14 protein-coding genes are annotated in these 18,503 nt (G+C 69.6%); 7 read left to right on the top strand and 7 right to left on the bottom strand.

The window, feature by feature from the left end:
• Window positions 1–6 precede the first annotated feature (6 nt).
• Entirely contained in the window at window positions 7–1,383 is a 1,377-nt protein-coding gene (locus SLUN_RS30725) for an FAD-dependent oxidoreductase (protein ID WP_108153212.1), read from the top strand.
• Window positions 1,384–1,463: 80 nt separating this feature from the next.
• On the opposite strand, the gene hemE is transcribed toward SLUN_RS30725, so the two are convergent.
• The gene (gene hemE / locus SLUN_RS30720; RefSeq protein WP_108153211.1) at window positions 1,464–2,528 is read right to left on the bottom strand and encodes a uroporphyrinogen decarboxylase; all 1,065 of its coding nucleotides are present in this window, start codon (window positions 2,526–2,528) and stop codon (window positions 1,464–1,466) included.
• Window positions 2,529–2,620: 92 nt separating this feature from the next.
• On the opposite strand from hemE, the gene SLUN_RS30715 reads away from it, so the two are divergent.
• The 6 genes from SLUN_RS30715 (at window position 2,621) to SLUN_RS30690 (ending at window position 9,631) form a co-directional block, all read left to right on the top strand.
• Complete coding sequence (locus SLUN_RS30715; protein WP_108153210.1) at window positions 2,621–3,292, top strand: DUF3000 domain-containing protein; 672 nt, start codon at window positions 2,621–2,623, stop codon at window positions 3,290–3,292.
• 262 nt (window positions 3,293–3,554) lie between these two features.
• Window positions 3,555–4,217 (top strand): helix-turn-helix transcriptional regulator, encoded by a 663-nt coding sequence (locus tag SLUN_RS30710; protein WP_108153209.1) that lies wholly within the window; start codon window positions 3,555–3,557, stop codon window positions 4,215–4,217.
• A 78-nt stretch (window positions 4,218–4,295) separates the two neighbouring features.
• Window positions 4,296–5,570, top strand: a complete 1,275-nt coding sequence (locus SLUN_RS30705) for an HRDC domain-containing protein (RefSeq protein WP_108153208.1) — start codon at window positions 4,296–4,298, stop codon at window positions 5,568–5,570.
• A gap of 239 nt (window positions 5,571–5,809) precedes the next feature.
• Complete coding sequence (locus tag SLUN_RS30700) at window positions 5,810–7,030, top strand: thiolase family protein (protein WP_108153207.1); 1,221 nt, start codon at window positions 5,810–5,812, stop codon at window positions 7,028–7,030.
• Window positions 7,027–9,153, top strand: coding sequence for a 3-hydroxyacyl-CoA dehydrogenase NAD-binding domain-containing protein (locus SLUN_RS30695; RefSeq protein WP_108153206.1), 2,127 nt, complete (start codon window positions 7,027–7,029; stop codon window positions 9,151–9,153). The genes SLUN_RS30700 and SLUN_RS30695 overlap by 4 nt, the downstream gene beginning before the upstream one ends.
• 91 nt (window positions 9,154–9,244) lie before the next feature.
• Complete coding sequence (locus SLUN_RS30690; RefSeq protein ID WP_108153205.1) at window positions 9,245–9,631, top strand: NYN domain-containing protein; 387 nt, start codon at window positions 9,245–9,247, stop codon at window positions 9,629–9,631.
• 196 nt (window positions 9,632–9,827) lie between these two features.
• On the opposite strand, the gene SLUN_RS30685 is transcribed toward SLUN_RS30690, so the two are convergent.
• From SLUN_RS30685 to SLUN_RS30660, 6 genes are all read right to left on the bottom strand, one after another.
• Window positions 9,828–11,345: an amino acid permease gene (locus tag SLUN_RS30685; protein WP_108153204.1), complete on the bottom strand. Its 1,518-nt coding sequence runs from the start codon at window positions 11,343–11,345 to the stop codon at window positions 9,828–9,830.
• Window positions 11,346–11,489: 144 nt separating this feature from the next.
• Window positions 11,490–13,403, bottom strand: coding sequence for a 1-deoxy-D-xylulose-5-phosphate synthase (gene dxs / locus SLUN_RS30680; protein ID WP_108153203.1), 1,914 nt, complete (start codon window positions 13,401–13,403; stop codon window positions 11,490–11,492).
• Window positions 13,404–13,568: 165 nt separating this feature from the next.
• Window positions 13,569–14,858 (bottom strand): sugar ABC transporter permease, encoded by a 1,290-nt coding sequence (locus SLUN_RS30675; RefSeq protein WP_108153202.1) that lies wholly within the window; start codon window positions 14,856–14,858, stop codon window positions 13,569–13,571.
• On the bottom strand, window positions 14,855–15,643 hold the full coding sequence (locus tag SLUN_RS30670) for an ATP-binding cassette domain-containing protein (protein WP_108153201.1): 789 nt from the start codon (window positions 15,641–15,643) through the stop codon (window positions 14,855–14,857). Before SLUN_RS30670 ends, SLUN_RS30675 begins: the two co-directional genes overlap by 4 nt.
• 182 nt (window positions 15,644–15,825) lie before the next feature.
• Window positions 15,826–16,935, bottom strand: coding sequence for a substrate-binding domain-containing protein (locus SLUN_RS30665; protein ID WP_170146624.1), 1,110 nt, complete (start codon window positions 16,933–16,935; stop codon window positions 15,826–15,828).
• A 121-nt stretch (window positions 16,936–17,056) separates the two neighbouring features.
• A complete protein-coding gene (locus SLUN_RS30660; RefSeq protein ID WP_108153200.1) occupies window positions 17,057–18,256 on the bottom strand; it encodes an ROK family transcriptional regulator in 1,200 nt (399 codons plus the stop codon).
• Window positions 18,257–18,503: the final 247 nt, after the last annotated feature.

Below are 18,503 nucleotides of genomic sequence, written 5' to 3'. Positions count from 1 at the left end.
TTCCCCATGGCAACAGAGCGGCTGGTGGTCATCGGGGGCGATGCGGCGGGCATGTCCGCCGCATCGCAGGCACGCAGACTGAAGGGCCCGGACGAACTGGAGATCGTGGCGTTCGAGCGCGGGCACTTCAGCTCGTACTCGGCCTGCGGGATCCCGTACTGGGTCGGCGGTGATGTGCCGGAGCGCGACGACCTGATCGCCCGTACGCCGGCCGAGCACCGCGAGCGCGGGATCGGTCTGCGGACGCGTACGGAGGCGACGGAGATCGACGTCGCCGGACAGCGTGTGCGCAGCCGCGACCTCGAATCGGGCACGGACGCCTGGACGGGCTTCGACAAACTGGTCATCGCGACCGGCGCGCGCCCGGTCCGTCCCGCGCTGCCGGGCATGGACGCCCCGGGGGTCCACGGGGTGCAGACCCTCGACGACGGCCAGGAGCTGCTGGACACCCTCGCCCGTACGAGCGGCAGGCGCGCGGTCATCGTGGGCGCGGGCTATATCGGCGTCGAGATGGCGGAAGCGTTCATCAAGCGCGGCTACGAGGTGACCGTACTCAACCGCGGCGAGCAGCCGATGGCCACGCTCGACCCGGACATGGGCCGGCTGGTCCACAGGGCGATGGACGATATGGGCATCACCACGGTGCGGGGTGCCGCGGTCACCAAGATCCTCACCGGCGGGGACGGCCGGGTCTCGGCGGTCGCCACGGAGTCCGGCTCGTACCCGGCGGATGTCGTGGTCCTTGGCATCGGCGTCGAGCCGGAGACGACGCTCGCCGGCGCGGCGGGTCTGCCGCTCGGTGTGCACGGCGGGCTGCTCACCGACCTCGCGATGCGGGTGCGCGGCCACGGGAACATCTGGGCGGGCGGCGACTGTGTCGAGGTCCTCGACCTGGTCTCGGGCCGCGAGCGCCATATCGCGCTGGGCACACACGCGAACAAGCACGGCCAGATCATCGGCTCCAACGTGGGCGGCGGGTACGCGACGTTCCCGGGCGTCGTCGGCACGGCCGTCAGCAAGGTCTGCGACCTGGAGATCGCCCGTACCGGCCTGCGCGAGAAGGACGCACGCGCGGTGGGTCTGCAGTACGTCACGACCACGATCGAGTCGACGAACAGCGCGGGCTATTACCCGGGCGCGACCATGATGACGGTCAAGATGCTGGCGGAGCGGCGCTCGGGCAGGCTGCTGGGCGTCCAGATCGTCGGCGGCGAGGGCGCGGCGAAGCGCGTGGACATCGCGGCGGTCGCCCTGACGGCGGGCATGACGGTGGAACAGATGACGGCACTGGACCTGGGCTACGCGCCGCCGTTCTCCCCGGTATGGGACCCGATCCTGGTGGCGGCCCGGAAGGCGGTGACGGCGGTACGGGGAGCGGGGTAGGGGCGGACGCGGGTGCGGGCCGAGCCGGACGGGCTCAGATTTCCGCCCTGCGGACGGAGAATCCAGCCTCGCCGGAATCCCTACTTCGCCGTCCGCTCGTGGACGTACTCCACGAGACGGGTCAGCGCATCCGGATCCGTCGTCGGCAGCACCCCGTGCCCCAGGTTGAAGACGTGCCCCTCGAGGCCCGCCGCCGCGTCCAGTACCTCGCGGGTCCTGGTCTCCACCGCCTCCCGCGTGGAGAAGAGCACCGCCGGGTCCAGGTTCCCTTGCAGCGCCTTGCCCGGACCGACCCGGCGGGCGGCCTCGTCCAGCGGGACCCGCCAGTCGACGCCCACCACATCCGCGCCCGCCTCGCCCATGAGGCCGAGCAGCTCGCCCGTGCCGACGCCGAAGTGGATCCGCGGGACGCCGTAGGAGGCCACGGCGTCGAAGACCTTCGTCGAGGCCGGCATCACCGAGCGCCGGTAGTCGGCGGGAGCGAGTGCCCCCACCCATGAGTCGAAGAGCTGCACCGCACTCGCGCCCGCCTCGATCTGCACCTTCAAGAACGCCGAGGTGATCTCCGCGAGCCGGTCCAGCAGATCCGCCCACAGCTGCGGGTCGCCGTACATCAGCGCCTTCGTGTGCTCATGGTTGCGCGAGGGACCCCCCTCGACGAGGTAGCTCGCGAGAGTGAACGGCGCACCGGCGAAACCGATGAGCGGGGTGGACCCGAGCTCCTCGGTGAGCATCCCCATCGCCTCGGTGACGTACCAGACGTCCTCGGGCGTCAGATCGCGCAGCCGCGCCAGGTCCGCACGCGTACGGATCGGCTCGGCGACGACCGGGCCGACGCCCGGCTCGATGTCGAGGTCGATGCCGATCGCCTTGAGCGGCACGACGATGTCGCTGAAGTAGATCGCCGCGTCGACCTTGTGCCGCCGCACGGGCTGCAGCGTGATCTCGGTGACCAGCTCCGGCCGCATGCACGACTCGAGCATCGGAATGCCCTCGCGCACCTTCAGGTACTCCGGCAGTGAGCGCCCCGCCTGCCGCATGAACCAGACCGGTGTGTGCGACACCGGCTCACGCCTGCACGCCTTCAGAAATGCGGAGTCGTACGTCTTCTTCGGCTGGCCCGGGGGGCGGTCATTGGCACTCACGCCCAGAATCTTCGCACGTGCACCTGAAGTGGCCGCCCCGGGCCGGGTGTCCCTCCCTGCGCGAAGCCCCCGTTCCGCCTACTCTTCCCCGCATGGCTGCGGCTCAGGGACATTTTTCCGATCATTCCAACAGCGCTGACGAGACGGACAGCGCGGAGGGGAATGCTGTCCCGCGCGCGTTCCGGCAGGCGGTCGACGGGCTGCGGTCCGCGCGGCTGCGACCCGAGATCGAGGTGGACCCGACGCGCCCTCCGCAGCGCCTCGCCCCCCATGCGTACGCCCTGGAGGCGGCGGTCGTCGACGGCGACGACGATCTGGCGGACGGCCGGCTCGTGCTGCTGCACGATCCGGCGGGTCACGATGCCTGGCAGGGCACCTTCCGGCTGGTGACCCTCGTACGAGCGGAGCTGGAGCCGGAGATGGCGGCCGATCCGCTCCTCCCCGAGGTCTGCTGGTCGTGGCTGACGGGCGCGTTGGAGGCGCGCGGTCTGTCGTACGGGGAGGCGAGCGGCACCGTCACCCGCGCGGGGTCTCACTATTTCGGTGGACTCTCCGACCGGCTCCCGGCGACACAGATCGAGATCCGGGCGTCCTGGTCGCCGCGCGAGGGTCTCGGCGGGGTCCCGGACTCCGCGGCACACCTCGCGGCCTGGTGCGATCTGCTCTGTCAGGTCGCCGGTCTGCCGCCGTCGCCGGCCGGTTCGGCGGACACGGTCACGGGCGTGGTGTCGCTGCCGCAGCGGCGCGGTCCGCAGCAGCCGTAGTCCCGCCCCCGGGGTGAAGCCGGGACACTCGGGTCCGGGCACGGGCTCCCTCGTGCTCCTCGCGGCATTCGCACACAGGACGCGCTCGTTCGAAGGATGATCGATCACGCGTCCGAATTGCCCCAATTGTTACTCACTAAATCGTGATCATTCTCTAAAGGCGGGCAGGTTTGGTGCCGAAGAGGTTCGTGACCCTTCAAGCACGGTTCGCCCCGGCTTCATCCCCTGGCCGGCCCCGTCCCGTACCTTCCCAGGAGGCCTGGTGTCCGTTCTTCTCGAGCAGCCCGCAAGCCTGGTCGCCTACCGCCCGAACAAGCCGACGGCCATGGTCGTCGTGGCCGACCCGCGCGTCCGCTCCACCGTCACCCGCCACTTGTGGGCCCTCGGAGTACGTGACGTGATCGAGGCGTCGTCCATCGCGGAGGCCCGTCCCCGCGTCGGCAACCCGCGAGACATCTGCGTTGCCGACGTCCACCTGCCCGACGGTTCCGGGCTGACCCTGCTGTCCGAGACCCGGGCGGCGGGCTGGCCCAACGGCCTGGCCCTCTCCGCCGCCGACGACATCGGCGCCGTACGCAACGCCCTCGCGGGCGGCGTCAAGGGCTATGTCGTCACCGGTACGCGTACGAACATCGGGCACCCGACCCGTCCCGGCGCCGCCCCCATCGGCGCCGCGGCCGGCCGGATGCACCGCCGCCCCCCGGGTGCCCCGAGCCACCCCGGCGGCTACCGCGAGCTCTCCGGCCGTGAGGTCGAGGTGCTCCGCCTGGTCGCGGAAGGCCAGTCCAACAAGGCGATCGGCGTCTCGATGGGCCTGTCCGCACTGACCGTCAAGAGCCACCTCGCACGCATCGCACGCAAGCTCGGCACGGGCGACCGGGCCGGCATGGTGGCCGTGGCGCTGCGCACCGGCATCATCCACTGACCCCTCTCCATTTCATTCGCGCCCGTCGACGGAACGTTCCGTCGACGGGCGCTGTCCGTTGACGGATACCCTTGACACGTGACCGACGCCCAAGAGACCGCAGCAGAGACAGCACTGCGAACCACCGGGGGCGCTCCCCCGGACGACGTCGAACCGGCGCCGATTCCCTTGCTGGAGCCTCGTGACGGCATTCCGCCGGTGGTAGCCACCGACGATGCCCTCGCCCAAGTGATCGCCGCCTTTGCCTCAGGCACCGGCCCTGTCGCCGTCGACGCCGAGCGCGCGTCCGGCTACCGGTACGGCCAGCGGGCCTATCTCGTGCAGCTGCGCCGCGAAGGCGCGGGCACCGCACTCATCGATCCGGTCGGCTGCCCCGACCTCTCCGGGCTCGGCGAGGCCCTCGCCGGGACGGAGTGGATCCTGCACGCGGCCACCCAGGATCTTCCGTGTCTGCGCGAAATAGGCATGATCCCCACCCGGCTGTTCGACACCGAGCTGGCCGGGCGCCTCGCGGGCTTCCCGCGGGTCGGGCTCGGCGCGATGGTCGAGAGCGTTCTCGGGTACGCGCTGGAGAAGGGCCACTCCGCGGTCGACTGGTCCACCCGCCCGCTCCCCGAGCCCTGGCTGCGCTACGCCGCGCTCGATGTGGAGCTGCTGGTGGACCTGCGCGACGCCCTGGAGAAGGAGCTGGACCGGCAGGGCAAGCTGGACTGGGCCCGCCAGGAGTTCGACGCGATCGCCTCGGCCCCGCCGGCTCCGCCGCGCAAGGACCCCTGGCGGCGTACGTCCGGGATGCACAAGGTGCGCCGCCGCCGGCAGATGGCGGTCGTACGGGAGCTGTGGACGGCCCGCGACAAGGTTGCCCAGCGGCGTGATGTGTCGCCGGGCAAGGTGCTGAGCGACGGCGCGATCGTCGAGGCCGCGCTCGCCGTACCGGCGAATCTCCCGGCGCTGACCGCGCTGCCCGGCTTCGGCCACCGGATGGGGCGGCGTCAGCTGGAGCAGTGGCAGGCCGCGGTGGACCGGGCCAAGGACCTGTCCGACGCCGAGCTCCCGCAGCCGGGCCAGCCGCTCAACGGACCGCCGCCGCCCCGTTCCTGGGCGGACAAGGACCCGGCGGCCGCGGCCCGCCTCTCCGCGGCGCGCGCGGCGGTCTCCGCACTCGCGGAGGAGCTCAACCTGCCGCAGGAGAACTTGATCACTCCGGACACGGTCCGGCGGGTGTGCTGGGAGCCGCCGGCGGAGGCGACGGTGGAGGCGGTGTCGGCGGCGCTGGCGGGACATGGGGCACGCGCCTGGCAGATCGAGCTGGTGGCCCCGCTCCTTACGCGTGCGCTGACGGCGACGGCCTGACGCCTACCGCGGGCTGCGCCCCCAGACCCCCCTGTACGGCCTTCGGCCGTGTCCTCAATCGCCGGACAGGCTGGAAAAATCCAGCCCCGCCGGCGTCCGAGGTGCGGGGGTCCGGGGGCGGAGCCCCCGTGTGATGTTCGCCGCTCCGGCCGGGGGGCCTGTTCCGCTTGGTTACCCGCAAGTAGCATGGGTCCTGCAAGCGCGCCGCAGGCGCACCCGCACCCTGGAGGAGAGCCATCGTGCCTCGTACCGTCAGGGATGTCGTCTTCGTCGACGGCGTCCGCACCCCGTTCGGCAAGGCGGGCCCGAAGGGCATTTACCACGGGACCCGCGCCGACGATCTCGTCGTGAAGGCGATCCGGGAGCTGCTGCGCCGCAACCCGGACCTCGACCCCGCCCGTATCGACGAGGTCGCGATCGCCGCGACCACGCAGATCGGCGACCAGGGCCTCACGCTCGGCCGCACCGCCGGCATCCTCGCGGGTCTGCCGCAGTCCGTCCCCGGCTACTCCATCGACCGCATGTGCGCGGGCGCGATGACCGCCGTGACGGCGACCGCCGGCTCCATCGCCTTCGGCGCGTACGACATCGTCGTCGCCGGCGGTGTCGAGCACATGGGCCGTCACCCCATGGGCGAGGGCGTCGACCCGAACCCGCGGTTCGTGAGCGAGAAGCTCGTCGACGAGTCCGCCCTCTTCATGGGCATGACCGCCGAGAACCTGCACGACCGCTACCCGGCCATCACCAAGCAGCGCGCCGACGAGTACGCCGTGCGCTCGCAGGAGAAGGCCGCCAAGGCGTACGCCAACGGCAAGATCCAGCAGGACCTGGTGCCGGTCTCCGTACGTCGCACCAACGCCGAAGCGGGCGAGACCGGCTGGGGCCTGGCCACGGCCGACGAGCCGATGCGCCCGGGCACCACCCTGGAGTCGCTGGCCGGGCTGAAGACGCCGTTCCGCGCGCACGGCCGGGTCACCGCGGGCAACGCGGCCGGTCTCAACGACGGCGCCACCGCCTCCCTCCTCGCCTCCGAGGACGTCGCGCGCGAGCTGGGCCTGCCGGTCAGGATGCGGCTCGTCTCGTTCGCGTACGCCGGTGTCGAGCCCGAGGTCATGGGCTACGGCCCGATCCCGTCGACCGAGAAGGCGCTGGCCAAGGCGGGCCTGTCGATCGACGACATCGGCCTGTTCGAGATCAACGAGGCCTTCGCCGTCCAGGTGCTGGCCTTCCTCGAGCACTACGGCATCGCGGACGACGACGCGCGCGTCAACCAGTACGGCGGCGCCATCGCCTACGGCCACCCGCTGGCCTCCTCCGGCGTACGCCTGATGACGCAGCTGGCCCGGCAGTTCGAGGAGCAGCCGCACGTCCGCTACGGCCTGACCACCATGTGCGTCGGCTTCGGCATGGGCGCGACGGTCATCTGGGAGAACCCGCACTTCGACGGAGGCAACAAGTGAGTACCGCTGAACTCCTGAAGGGCGCGGCCGAGCTGTTCCCGGACGAGGTCGTCACGCAGGCGCATGTGCGCCACCTCGAACTCCCCGGCGGGGCGGGCACGTTCGCGCTCATCACGCTGGACAACGGCCTGGACCACACCAAGCCGACCACCTTCGGGCCGCAGTCGCTGGCGAACCTCAGCGCCGCCGTCGACCAGGTCGAGAAGGAGGCGGCCGAGGGCGCGATCGTCGGCGTCGGCCTCACCGGCAAGCCGTTCATCTTCGCGGTCGGCGCCGACCTCAAGGGCGTGGAGCTGCTGAAGCGCCACGAGGACGCGCTCGCCATCGGCAAGGGCGGCCACGACGTCTTCAAGCGTCTCTCCGGCCTCGCGGTACCGACGTTCGCGTACTACAACGGCGCGGCGATGGGCGGCGGTGTCGAGGCCGGTCTGCACTGCTCGTACCGCACCGTCTCCCAGGCGATCCCCGCCTTCTCGCTGCCCGAGGTCTTCCTCGGTCTCGTCCCGGGCTGGGGCGGCTGCGCACTGCTGCCGAACCTGATCGGCGCGGACAAGGCCGTCTCGGTCATCATCGAGAACTCGCTCAACCAGAACAAGCAGCTCAAGGGGAAGCAGGTCTTCGAGCTCGGGATCGCCGACGCGATCTTCGAGGGCGCGGACTTCCTGGAGCAGTCGCTGATCTGGACGGCGTCCGTCCTCAAGGGCGACCTCACGGTCGAGCGTCCCGAGGTCGACCGCGGCGAGGCCTGGGACCAGGCCGTCGCGCGCGGCCGGTTCATCGCCGACTCCAAGGTGCACGGCGCGGCCCCGGCCGCGTACCGCGCCCTGGACATCATCGCCGCGGCCAAGAACGGCGACCTGCAGGCCGGCTTCGACGCCGAGGACACCGCGCTGGCGGACCTGATCATGGGCGGCGAGCTGCGCAGCGGCATCTACGCCTTCAACCTGGTCCAGAAGCGCGCCAAGCGCCCGGCCGGCGCCCCGGACAAGTCCCTGGCCCGTCCGGTCACCAAGGTCGGCGTCGTGGGCGCCGGTCTGATGGCCTCTCAGCTGGCGCTGCTCTTCCTGCGCCGCCTCGAGGTGCCGGTCGTGCTGACCGACATCGACCAGGAGCGCGTCGACAAGGGTGTGGGCTACGTCCACGCCGAGATCGAGAAGCTGCTCGGCAAGGGCCGTATCAACCAGGACAAGGCCAACCGTTACAAGGGCCTGGTCACCGGTGTGCTGGACAAGGCCGAGGGCTTCTCCGACGCCGACTTCATCATCGAGGCCGTCTTCGAGGAGATCGGCGTCAAGCAGCAGGTGTTCGCGGAGGTCGAGGCGGTCGCCCCGGCGCACGCGATCCTCGCCACCAACACCTCCTCGCTCTCGGTCACCGAGATGGCGTCGAAGCTGCAACACCCCGAGCGCGTGGTCGGTTTCCACTTCTTCAACCCGGTCGCGATCCTCCCGCTGCTGGAGATCGTGCGCGGCGACAAGACCGACGATGCCTCGCTGGCCACCGCCTTCGGCGTCGCCAAGAAGCTGAAGAAGACCGCGGTGCTGTGCAAGGACGCCCCGGCGTTCGTCGTCAACCGCATCCTCACCCGCTTCATGGGCGAGATCCAGAACGTCATCGACGAGGGCACCCCGGTCGCCGTCGCCGAGAAGGCCATCGAGCCGCTGGGTCTGCCGATGTCGCCGCTGGTCCTGCTCGAGCTGGTGGGTCCGGCGATCGGTCTGCATGTCTCCGAGACCCTCAACCGCGCCTTCCCGGACCGGTTCACGGTCTCCGAGAACCTGGCCGCGGTCGTCAAGGCGGGCAAGCGCGGCTTCTACGTCTATGACTCCGGCAAGCCGGAGCTGGACCCGGAGGTCGCCGCGCTCCTCAAGCAGGGCGATGTCGTCCTGACCGAGGAGCAGACCCGCGACCGTGTCCTGGACGCGGTGGCGCAGGAGATCGGCCTGATGCTTCAGGAGGGTGTCGTTGCCGAGGCGCAGGACATCGACCTCTGCCTCATCACGGGCGCCGGCTGGCCCTTCCACCTGGGCGGCATCACGCCGTACCTGGACCGTGAAGGTGTCTCCGAGCGCGTGAACGGCAAGCCGTTCCTGGCGCAGGGCGTGGCGAGCGTCCCGGCGTAACGCCGGCCGTCGCACGGACGGGCCGTACGGACTTTCCGTACGGCCCGTTCGGCGTTCTGGGCACCGGACACTCCCATGCGAGGCTGTGGGCATGCGCACTCTGATGATCGTCGACGGGGCGAATGTGGTCGGTTCCGTCCCTGACGGCTGGTGGCGCGACCGGCGCGGGGCCGCCGAGCGGCTGCGGGACCGGCTCGTCGGACTCGCCGCGGACGGGATTCCCGGCCGGCCCGGTCCCATCGAGCTCGTGCTCGTCGTGGAGGGCTCTGCCAAGGGTGTGGAGTCCGTTCCCGGCGTGCGGGTGGAGTCGGCGCCCGGCAGCGGCGACGACCGGATCGTGGAGCTGGCGGCCGGCCGCGAGGCGGGCCGGGCATGTGTCGTCGTCACGGCGGACCGGGAGCTCCGACGGCGCCTCGAGGAGTACGGCGCCGAGTGCGTGGGACCCCGCACTGTCCGGTCGCCGGGCGAGCGTACGTAGCGTCCGGGGGTGTGACCCCCGCACAAGAACCCTCTCTCCGGGGCTTGTACGGGCCTCTACGGCGTCGGCGAGCCGTACCTCATGGCCCCCGGGGCCCGGACGGGGCGCGAGCATCCCTCAGGCGAGGAACACAGCCGGACGGTGTGGGTCCGGCCCCGTAGTCCCCGCCGGAGCAGGACATACGGGGCCAGGTGGCTTAGTACTCGGCGTTGGCGCCCATACGGCCGAGGCGGCTGTGGCTGCGCCCGTAGAGGAAGTACACGATGATGCCGACGATCATCCACGCGGCGAAACGGGCCCAGGTCTCGCCCGGCAGGTTCAGCATCAGCCACACGGACGCGGCGATGGAGAGAATCGGGACCACCGGCACCCAGGGAGTGCGGAACGCGCGGTGCAGGTCCGGCCGGGTGCGGCGCAGGACCATCACGCCGATGGCGACGACGACGAACGCGAAGAGCGTGCCGATGTTCACCAGGGTCGCGAGTTCGTTGATGCTGGTGAAGCCCGCGATGATCGCGATGACCACGCCGAGCAGGATGGTCGGGCGGTAGGGGGTCTTGAACTTCGGGTGCGTGATGGAGAAGAACCGCGGCAGCAGCCCGTCACGGCTCATCGCGAAGAACACGCGGGTCTGGCCCAGCAGCAGGATCAGGCACACGGTGGTCAGGCCGACGGCGGCGCCGAAGCTGATGGCGCCGGCGTACCAGGGGTGACCGGTGGCCTTGAAGGCGTCGGCGAGGGGTGCGCTGACGGACAGCTCGGTGTAGTGCTGCATGCCGGTGACCACGAGCGCGACGGCCACGTACAGCACGGTGCAGATCAGGAGCGAGCCCAGGATGCCGCGCGGCATGTCGCGCTGCGGTCGCTTGGTCTCCTCGGCGGCGGTGGCCACCACGTCGAAGCCGATGAAGGCGAAGAAGACGACGGAGGCAGCGGTGAAGATGCCCATGACGCCGAAGTTGGTGGCTTCGTAGCCGAAAATCAGCTGGAGCATAGGGGCGTCTTCCCAGCCCAGCCCGCCCTCCGGGGTCACCGCGTCGGGGATGAACGGCGAGTAGTTGTCGCCCACGATGAAGAACAGTCCCGCGATGATCACGATCATGACCACCGTCACCTTGATGGCCACGACGACCGCGGTGATGTTGGCCGACAGCTTCATGCCGACCACGAGGATCGCGGTCAGCACCAGGACCAGCAGGAAGGCCAGGATGTCGAATGTGCCGCCCGGCACGTCGGGCCCTTCCAGCGCATTCGCGAGATGCCAGTCCGCGTTGTCCATCAGGGAGCGCACATAGCCGGACCATCCAACCGCGACGACGGCCGTGCCCAGCGCGAATTCGAGGACCAGGTCCCAGCCGATGATCCAGGCGGGCAGCTCACCGATGGAGGCGTACGCGAAGGTGTACGCCGACCCGGCCACCGGGACGGTCGAGGCGAACTCGGCGTAGCACAGGGCCGCCAGCGCACAGACGATGCCGGCCGCGACGAAGGCGAGCGCGGTCGCGGGTCCCGCGTTCTCCTTGGCCACCTTCCCGGTGAGGACGAAGATGCCGGTGCCGATGATGACACCGACGCCGAAGACGATCAGATCCCATGCCGAGAGGGATTTCTTGAGGGCATGCTCCGGCTCTTCGGTGTCCCGGATCGACTGTTCGATCGTCTTGGTCCGGAACAGACCGTCTCTGCCTGGCCCCGTGTCCTGCTGCGTACTCACCGGCGTACCTCCACGCACTCGTCGTGAACGCCATGATTCGGACATCGGCGGTCGAAGAGGGCCCCGTACGGGTGCGTTTCACGCGAATGGGCCGGTCGGACCACCCCAACAGGGTGAATCCACCGGCCCATCGGGCACCGGAGGTCAGTCGCGGACGGGCTCGACCGCCTCGCTCTCGAACCGGCCGTCCAGCCTGGAGACCAGGCCGGTGACCTGACGGGCGATGTCCGGGGCGGTCAGACCGATCTCCGCCATGACCTCCTTGCGGGAGGCGTGGTCGAGGAAGCGCGGCGGGATGCCGAAGTCGCGCAGCGGTACGTCGACGCCCGCGTCGCGCAGCGCCTGGGCGATGGCCGAACCGACGCCGCCTGCCCGGCTGTTGTCCTCGACGGTGACGACGACGCGGTGCTGCTCGGCCAGCGGCGCGAGCGCCTCGTCGACCGGCTTGACCCAGCGCGGGTCGACGACGGTGGTGGAGATGCCCTGCGCCTCGAGCAGTTCCGCGATCTCCAGGCACATCGGGGCGAGCGCGCCGACGGACACGAGCAGGACGTCCGGCCGGTCCGTGCCGGCGTTGCGCAGGACGTCCATGCCGCCGACCTTGCCGACGGCCTTCACGGCCGGGCCGACCGCGCCCTTGGAGAAGCGCACCACGGTCGGCGCGTCCTCGACCTGGACGGCCTCGCGCAGCTGGGCGCGGACCTGGTCGGCGTCGCGCGGGGCGGCGATCCGCAGGCTCGGCACGCACTGCAGGATCGACATGTCCCACATGCCGTTGTGCGAGGCGCCGTCGGTGCCGGTGACGCCGGCCCGGTCGAGTACGAACGTCACGCCGCACTTGTGCAGGGCCACGTCCATCAGCACCTGGTCGAAGGCGCGGTTGAGGAAGGTGGCGTAGACGGCGAAGACGGGGTGCAGTCCGCCGGTCGCCAGGCCCGCCGCGGAGACCGCGCCGTGCTGCTCGGCGATGCCGACGTCGTAGACCCGGTCGGGGAAGGCCTTGGCGAACTTGTCGAGACCGACCGGCTGCAGCATCGCCGCGGTGATCGCGACGATGTCCCCCCGCTCCTTGCCGAGCTTGACCATTTCCTCGCCGAAGACCGAGGTCCAGTCGACGCCGGAGGAGGCGATCGGCAGGCCGGTGTCGGGGTGGATCTTGCCGACGGCGTGGAAGCGGTCCGCCTCGTCCTGGAGGGCGGGCTGGTAGCCACGGCCCTTCTCGGTGAGGCAGTGGACGATCACGGGCCCGCCGAAGCGCTTGGCGCGGGCGAGCGCGGACTCCAGGGCCTCGATGTCGTGCCCGTCGATGGGGCCGACGTACTTGAGGCCGAGGTCCTCGAACATGCCCTGCGGGGCGATGAAGTCCTTGAGGCCCTTCTTGGCGCCGTGCAGGGTCTCGTAGAGCGGCCTCCCGACGACGGGGGTGCGCTCCAGGATGTCCTTGCCGCGGGCCAGGAAACGCTCGTAGCCGTCGGTCGTACGCAGGGTGGCGAGGTGGTTGGCGAGGCCGCCGATGGTGGGGGCGTACGAGCGCTCGTTGTCGTTGACGACGATCACCAGCGGGCGGTCCTTGGCGGCCGCGATGTTGTTCAGCGCCTCCCAGGCCATACCGCCGGTGAGGGCTCCGTCACCGATGACCGCGACAACGTGGTCGTCCTTCTTCAGCACCTCGTTGGCCTTGGCGAGGCCGTCGGCCCAGCCCAGCACCGTGGAGGCGTGGGAGTTCTCGATGACGTCGTGTTCGGACTCGGCACGAGCCGGGTAGCCGGACAGGCCGCCCTTCATCTTGAGCCTGGAGAAGTCCTGACGGCCGGTGAGCAGCTTGTGCACGTAGCTCTGGTGGCCGGTGTCGAAGAGGACTCTGTCCTTCGGCGAGTCGAAGACACGGTGCAGAGCGATGGTCAGCTCCACCACGCCCAGGTTGGGACCGAGGTGTCCCCCGGTCTTGGAGACGGCGTCCACGAGGAAGGTCCGGATCTCTGCGGCCAGCTGATCCAGCTGCTCCGGGCTGAGCCGATCCAGATCGCGCGGTCCCGTGATGCGGGTCAGCAGGGCCACCCGTGCCTCCTTGCAGTTGAGCGGTCTAGCGTGCCGGTCTGTCGAGTCTAATGTTCCGCCTGCGGCACCGATCGCCGGGCGGTGCGATCTACATCACGCAATCGGGTGAACACACAGAAGTGCCCGGCACCGCGAGCGGCGCCGGGCACTCCTGCGGAACCGCGGTCAGGCGCGGCCCGCTGTCTTCTGAGTCCGCCGCGTGACGGAGTCGATCACGACGGTGGCCAGCAGTACGCCACCCGTGATCATGTACTGGACCGGTGTGGCGATGCCTTCCAGCGCGAGCCCGTACTGGATCGAGACGATCACCATGACGCCGAGCAGCGCGTTCCAGGTACGGCCGCGTCCACCGAACAGGCTGGTGCCGCCGATGACGGCCGCCGCGATGACGTTCATCAGCAGGTCACCGGCGCCGGCGCTCTGGTTGGCGGCCGCGATCTTGGACGCCCAGAACAGACCGCCGATCGCGGCGAAGGTGCCGGCGAGCGAGAAGACCGTGATCCGGATCGCCGTGACGTTGATACCGGCACGGCGGGAGGCCTCGACGCTGCCGCCGAGCGCGAAGATCTTGCGGCCGTAGGTGGTCCGCCGGAGCACGAAGTCCGTCACGACCAGGACCACCAGGAAGAGGACCAGCGCCAGCGGCAGGCCCTTGTACTGGTTGAACATGATGGCGGCCGCGAAGGCGACCACGGCGAGCAGAACCGTACGCACCACGATGTCGACGAGCGGCCGGGACGGGATACCGGATGCCTCACGGCGGCGCGCGTCGAAGAAGGCCGAGAGGAAGAACCCGGCCACCGCGACCGCGGCAAGGCCATAGGCAGCCGCCACGTCCGAGAAGTAGTACGTGGTCAGCTTGCCGACGACACCTTCGCCGTCCAGGTTGATGGTGCCCTGGTCGCCGAGGAGCTGGAGCATGAAGCCGAGCCAGAAGAGCAGGCCGGCCAGTGTGACGGCGAACGCGGGTGCGCCGATCCGGGCGAAGAAGAAGCCGTGGAGCGCGCCGATGAGCGCGCCGCTGGCGATCGCGACGAGGACGGCGAGCCACTCGTTCATGCCGTGGGTGACGCTCAGTACGGCGACGATCGCACCGGAGACACCGCTGACCGAGCCGACCGACAGGTCGATCTCGCCGAGCAGCAGCACGAAGATGATGCCGACGGCCATCATGCCGGTGGCGACCATCGCGACGGCGATGTTGCTGAGGTTCTGCGCGGAGAGGAAGTTGGAGTTCAGGCTCTGGAAGACGACGGCGATGATGATCAGGCCGATCACCACGGGCATCGAGCCCAGATCGCCGGAGTGCAGCTTGCGCTTGAACTCCGAGATGTAGCCGGCGAAGCCCTGCTCGCGCACCAGCAGCCGGGGGTCGACCGCGGTGACCGCGTCGTGCGCGGCCTCCGGGTTGACGACGGGCGCGTCGCTGTGGGTGGAGGTCTTGTCGATGTTCACTTCTGAACCTCCGTGCTGCGCGCCGCACGACGGGTCACGGCGTTGTCCGTGGCGCCCGTGATGGCGGAGATGATCTCTTCCTGCGAGGTGGTCCTGACCTCGAAGACGCCGTTGTTGCGGCCGAGGCGGAGCACCGCCACCTTGTCGGCGACGGCCTTCACATCGGCCATGTTGTGGCTGATGAGCAGTACCGCGTGACCGCGCTCGCGGAGGCGCTCGACGAGGTCGAGGACCTGGGCGGTCTGCTCGACACCGAGGGCCGCGGTGGGCTCGTCGAGGATGACGAGCTTCGGCTCGCCGAGCATCGAACGGGCGATGGCCACGGTCTGGCGCTGACCGCCGGAGAGCGAGGCGATCGGGATGCGCACGCTGGGGATGCGGATCGACAGCGTGTCGAGGAGCTTGCGGGCGCGGCTCTCCATCTCGACCTCGTTGAGGATGCCGCGCTTCTGGAGCTCACGGCCGAGGTAGAGGTTGCCGACGACGTCGATGTTGTCGCACAGCGCGAGGTCCTGGTAGACGGTCGCGATGCCGAGGTTCTGGGCGTCGTGCGGCTTGTTGATCTGGACGGTGCGGCCGTCCCACTCGATGACGCCTTCATCGATGGGGTGCACGCCGGCGATCGTCTTGACCAGCGTGGACTTTCCGGCACCGTTGTCGCCGACCAGGGCGACCACTTCACCGGCATGGACCTCAAGCTCTACGTCGGTGAGCGCCTGAACGGCACCGAATCGCTTGGAGACCCCGCGCAACGCCAGCACGGGCGTAGCGGACACGTAAACCATCTCCTTCGCCGCCTGACCGGCGGGGATCCCGCGCCTGAGGAACGGCCGCGGAAGTTGAGCAGAAGCGAACAGATAAGGGAGAAGCGTTTCTGTCCGGCGCCCCGCCCCGATAGCGGGGGCTGAAGAGGGGCGGGGCACCGGACAGGCTTCGTGGGGCGTAAGTCCCGTGCGACTGCGGGGACCTACTTCAGACCGATTGCGTCGCAGGCGGCCTTGTACTTCGGGGTGCAGATCTGGGCGACGGTGTAGACGCCGTCCTTGACGACCGTGGCGTTGATGTTGTCCTTGGTCAGCGAGACGACCGGGACGAGCACCGAAGGGACGCCCTTGGTGGTGGGGCTGTCGACCGTCTCCTTGGCGATGGAGTCGACCTTCTCGCCCTTGGCCAGCGCGACGGCCATCTCGGCGGCGGCTGCGGCCTCCGGCGCGTACGGCTTGTAGACGCTCATGTACTGCTCACCCGCGACGATGCGCTGCACACCGGCGAGCTCGGCGTCCTGGCCGGTGACCGGCGGGAGCGTGGTGAAGCCGCCGGCCTTCAGGGCGGTGATGATGCCGCCCGCCATGCCGTCGTTGGCGGAGTAGACGCCGATGATCTTGTCCTTGCCGAGGGACGAGATCGCGGCCTCCATGTTGGCGTTCGCGTTCTCCGGCTTCCACTCCTTGGTGTCGTACTCCTTGCCGATGTTCACCTTGCCGTCGAGCTCGGCGTGCGCGCCGGCCTTGAAGAGGGCTGCGTTCGGGTCGGTGACGGCGCCGTTCATCATCACGATCTGGCCGGCCTTGGCCTTGGCGCCGAGCGCGGTGAGGAGCGCCTTGCCCTGGACGCGGCCGACTTCCTCGTTGTCGAACGAGGTGTAGGCGTCGATCGGGCCCTCGGCCAGACGGTCGAAGGCGACGACCGGGATGCCCGCGTCCTTGGCCTTCTTGACCGAGCCGGCGATGGCCTTGGAGTCCACCGCGTCGACGATGAGCGCGTTCACCTTGTTGGTGATCATCGTGTCGACCTGCTGGTTCTGCAGCGTGGCGTCCTGCTTGGCGTTGGCGTAGATGACCTTCGCCTTGCCGCCCGTCAGCTCGCTGATCTTCTTCTCGATGAGCGGCTTGTCGAACTGCTCGTAGCGCGCGGTCTGGTTCTCCGGCAGCAGGAGACCGATCGTGACGTCGTCGCCCTTGGCGGCGGTCTCCTTGGTGCTGTCGCCGGACTCTGAGGCACTGCCACAGGCGGCGAGCGACACGGCCATCGTGGTTGCGGCCACTGCTACGGCGGCGCGACGCATACGCGTGTTCATTTTCGGAACCTCCCTGACGAGGCCGCGTCCTTGCGGCCGAGGTGGCTGGAAGTCAACTCGGCCCCGCTGTCATCGTCAAGGAGTAAATCCTTAACGAGATGACAACGGTGCCATTCGTTATCTAAGTGAAGGCAGGCGCCCCGACGGGGAGCGAGCTGTCCAGAAGGGTCGAATCGCCCATTTCGCTGAGAACAAGAGCCAGTGCACCCAGCACTTCGGCACGCCCGCCGAGCGCCCCCGGAAGGACGCTCAGCTGGCGCGCCGCGCTGGGAATCGCGTAGCGGGAAACCGATTCCCTGATCGGTCCAAGGACCAATTCTCCCGCTTCCGCAAGATTTCCGCCCAGCACGACGCGACTGGGATTGAGCAGATTGCACAGATTGGCCACACCGCTGCCGATATGGCGCCCTACGTCGGCAATGACCCGGCGGCAGCCCGGGTCGCCCTCCCGGGCCAACTGGACCACTCGCTCCATCGTCAGATCGGCGCCGTGGCTCGACTGGAGCAGCGGGAGTACGTAACGGGCCGCGGCGAAGGTCTCCAGGCAGCCCCGGTTGCCGCAGCGGCAGACGGGGCCCGACTCGTCCAGCGTGATGTGGCCGATCTCGCCGGCGGTGCCGCCCGGGCCCCGGTAGATCTGGCCGTCTATCACCAGACCTGCGCCGACACCGCTGGCGACCTTGATGTACGCAAGATCCTTCACCCCGCGGCCACTGCCCCAGACGAGCTCGCCCAGGGCGCCGAGATTCGCATCGTTGTCGACGTACACGGGCACGCCGAGCCGCCCGGAGAGCTCCTCGCTGGGGTTGATCCCGGTCCAGCCCGGCAGGATCGACGTGGAGCCGAGGGTTCCCGACTCGACATCGATCGGGCCGGGCACGCCGAGACCGACGCCGATCACCTTGTCCAGCCCGATGCCGGTGGCCGTGATCAGTCGGTTGACCAGCTGTTCCGCGCGATCGAAGCCCTCTGCCGACGAGGCGTCCACATCGAGCGGCTCGGACTCCTCCGCGAGCACCTGGTGCGCGAGATTGCCGACGGCGACCCGCAGATGGGTGTGGCCGAAATCGACACCGATGACGATGCCGGCGTCGCCGCTGAGCGAGACGCTCCGGGCCCGGCGGCCGCCTGCCGACGTGGGTGTGACCTCGACGGTCCCGACGTCCTTCAGTTCACGAACGATATTGGAGACGGTGGCCGCGGAGAGGCCGGTGCTCCTCGCGATCTCCGCCTGCGTGAGCGAGCCCGCCATGCGCACGGCACGCACGACCCGCTCGAGGTTGGCCCGGTGCAGAGATGTCTGCGATCCCGGAGTCTCCATCGACTCATCCACTCCTGCCCCCGGTAGGCGGCACGACGACCGCCCCCGGCCGGGATCACCACAAGAGGACCCCGGCGTTTCTCCAACTTGTGAACCCTAAGCACAACCTCCGAGCCTTATCGCGTCAAGACCTTGAGCATGGGCAACCACGGATGAGCGGGCCCGGCGAGCACCTGTCCGGCGGCCCCGACCACCATGGACGGGGGACCCCGTCCATGGCGAAGGCCCCAGCAGAAAATCTGTCGGG

The sequence above is a fragment of the Streptomyces lunaelactis genome (assembly GCF_003054555.1).
Classification (GTDB): domain Bacteria; phylum Actinomycetota; class Actinomycetes; order Streptomycetales; family Streptomycetaceae; genus Streptomyces; species Streptomyces lunaelactis.
This window is presented reverse-complemented; position numbering and strand designations above follow the sequence as displayed.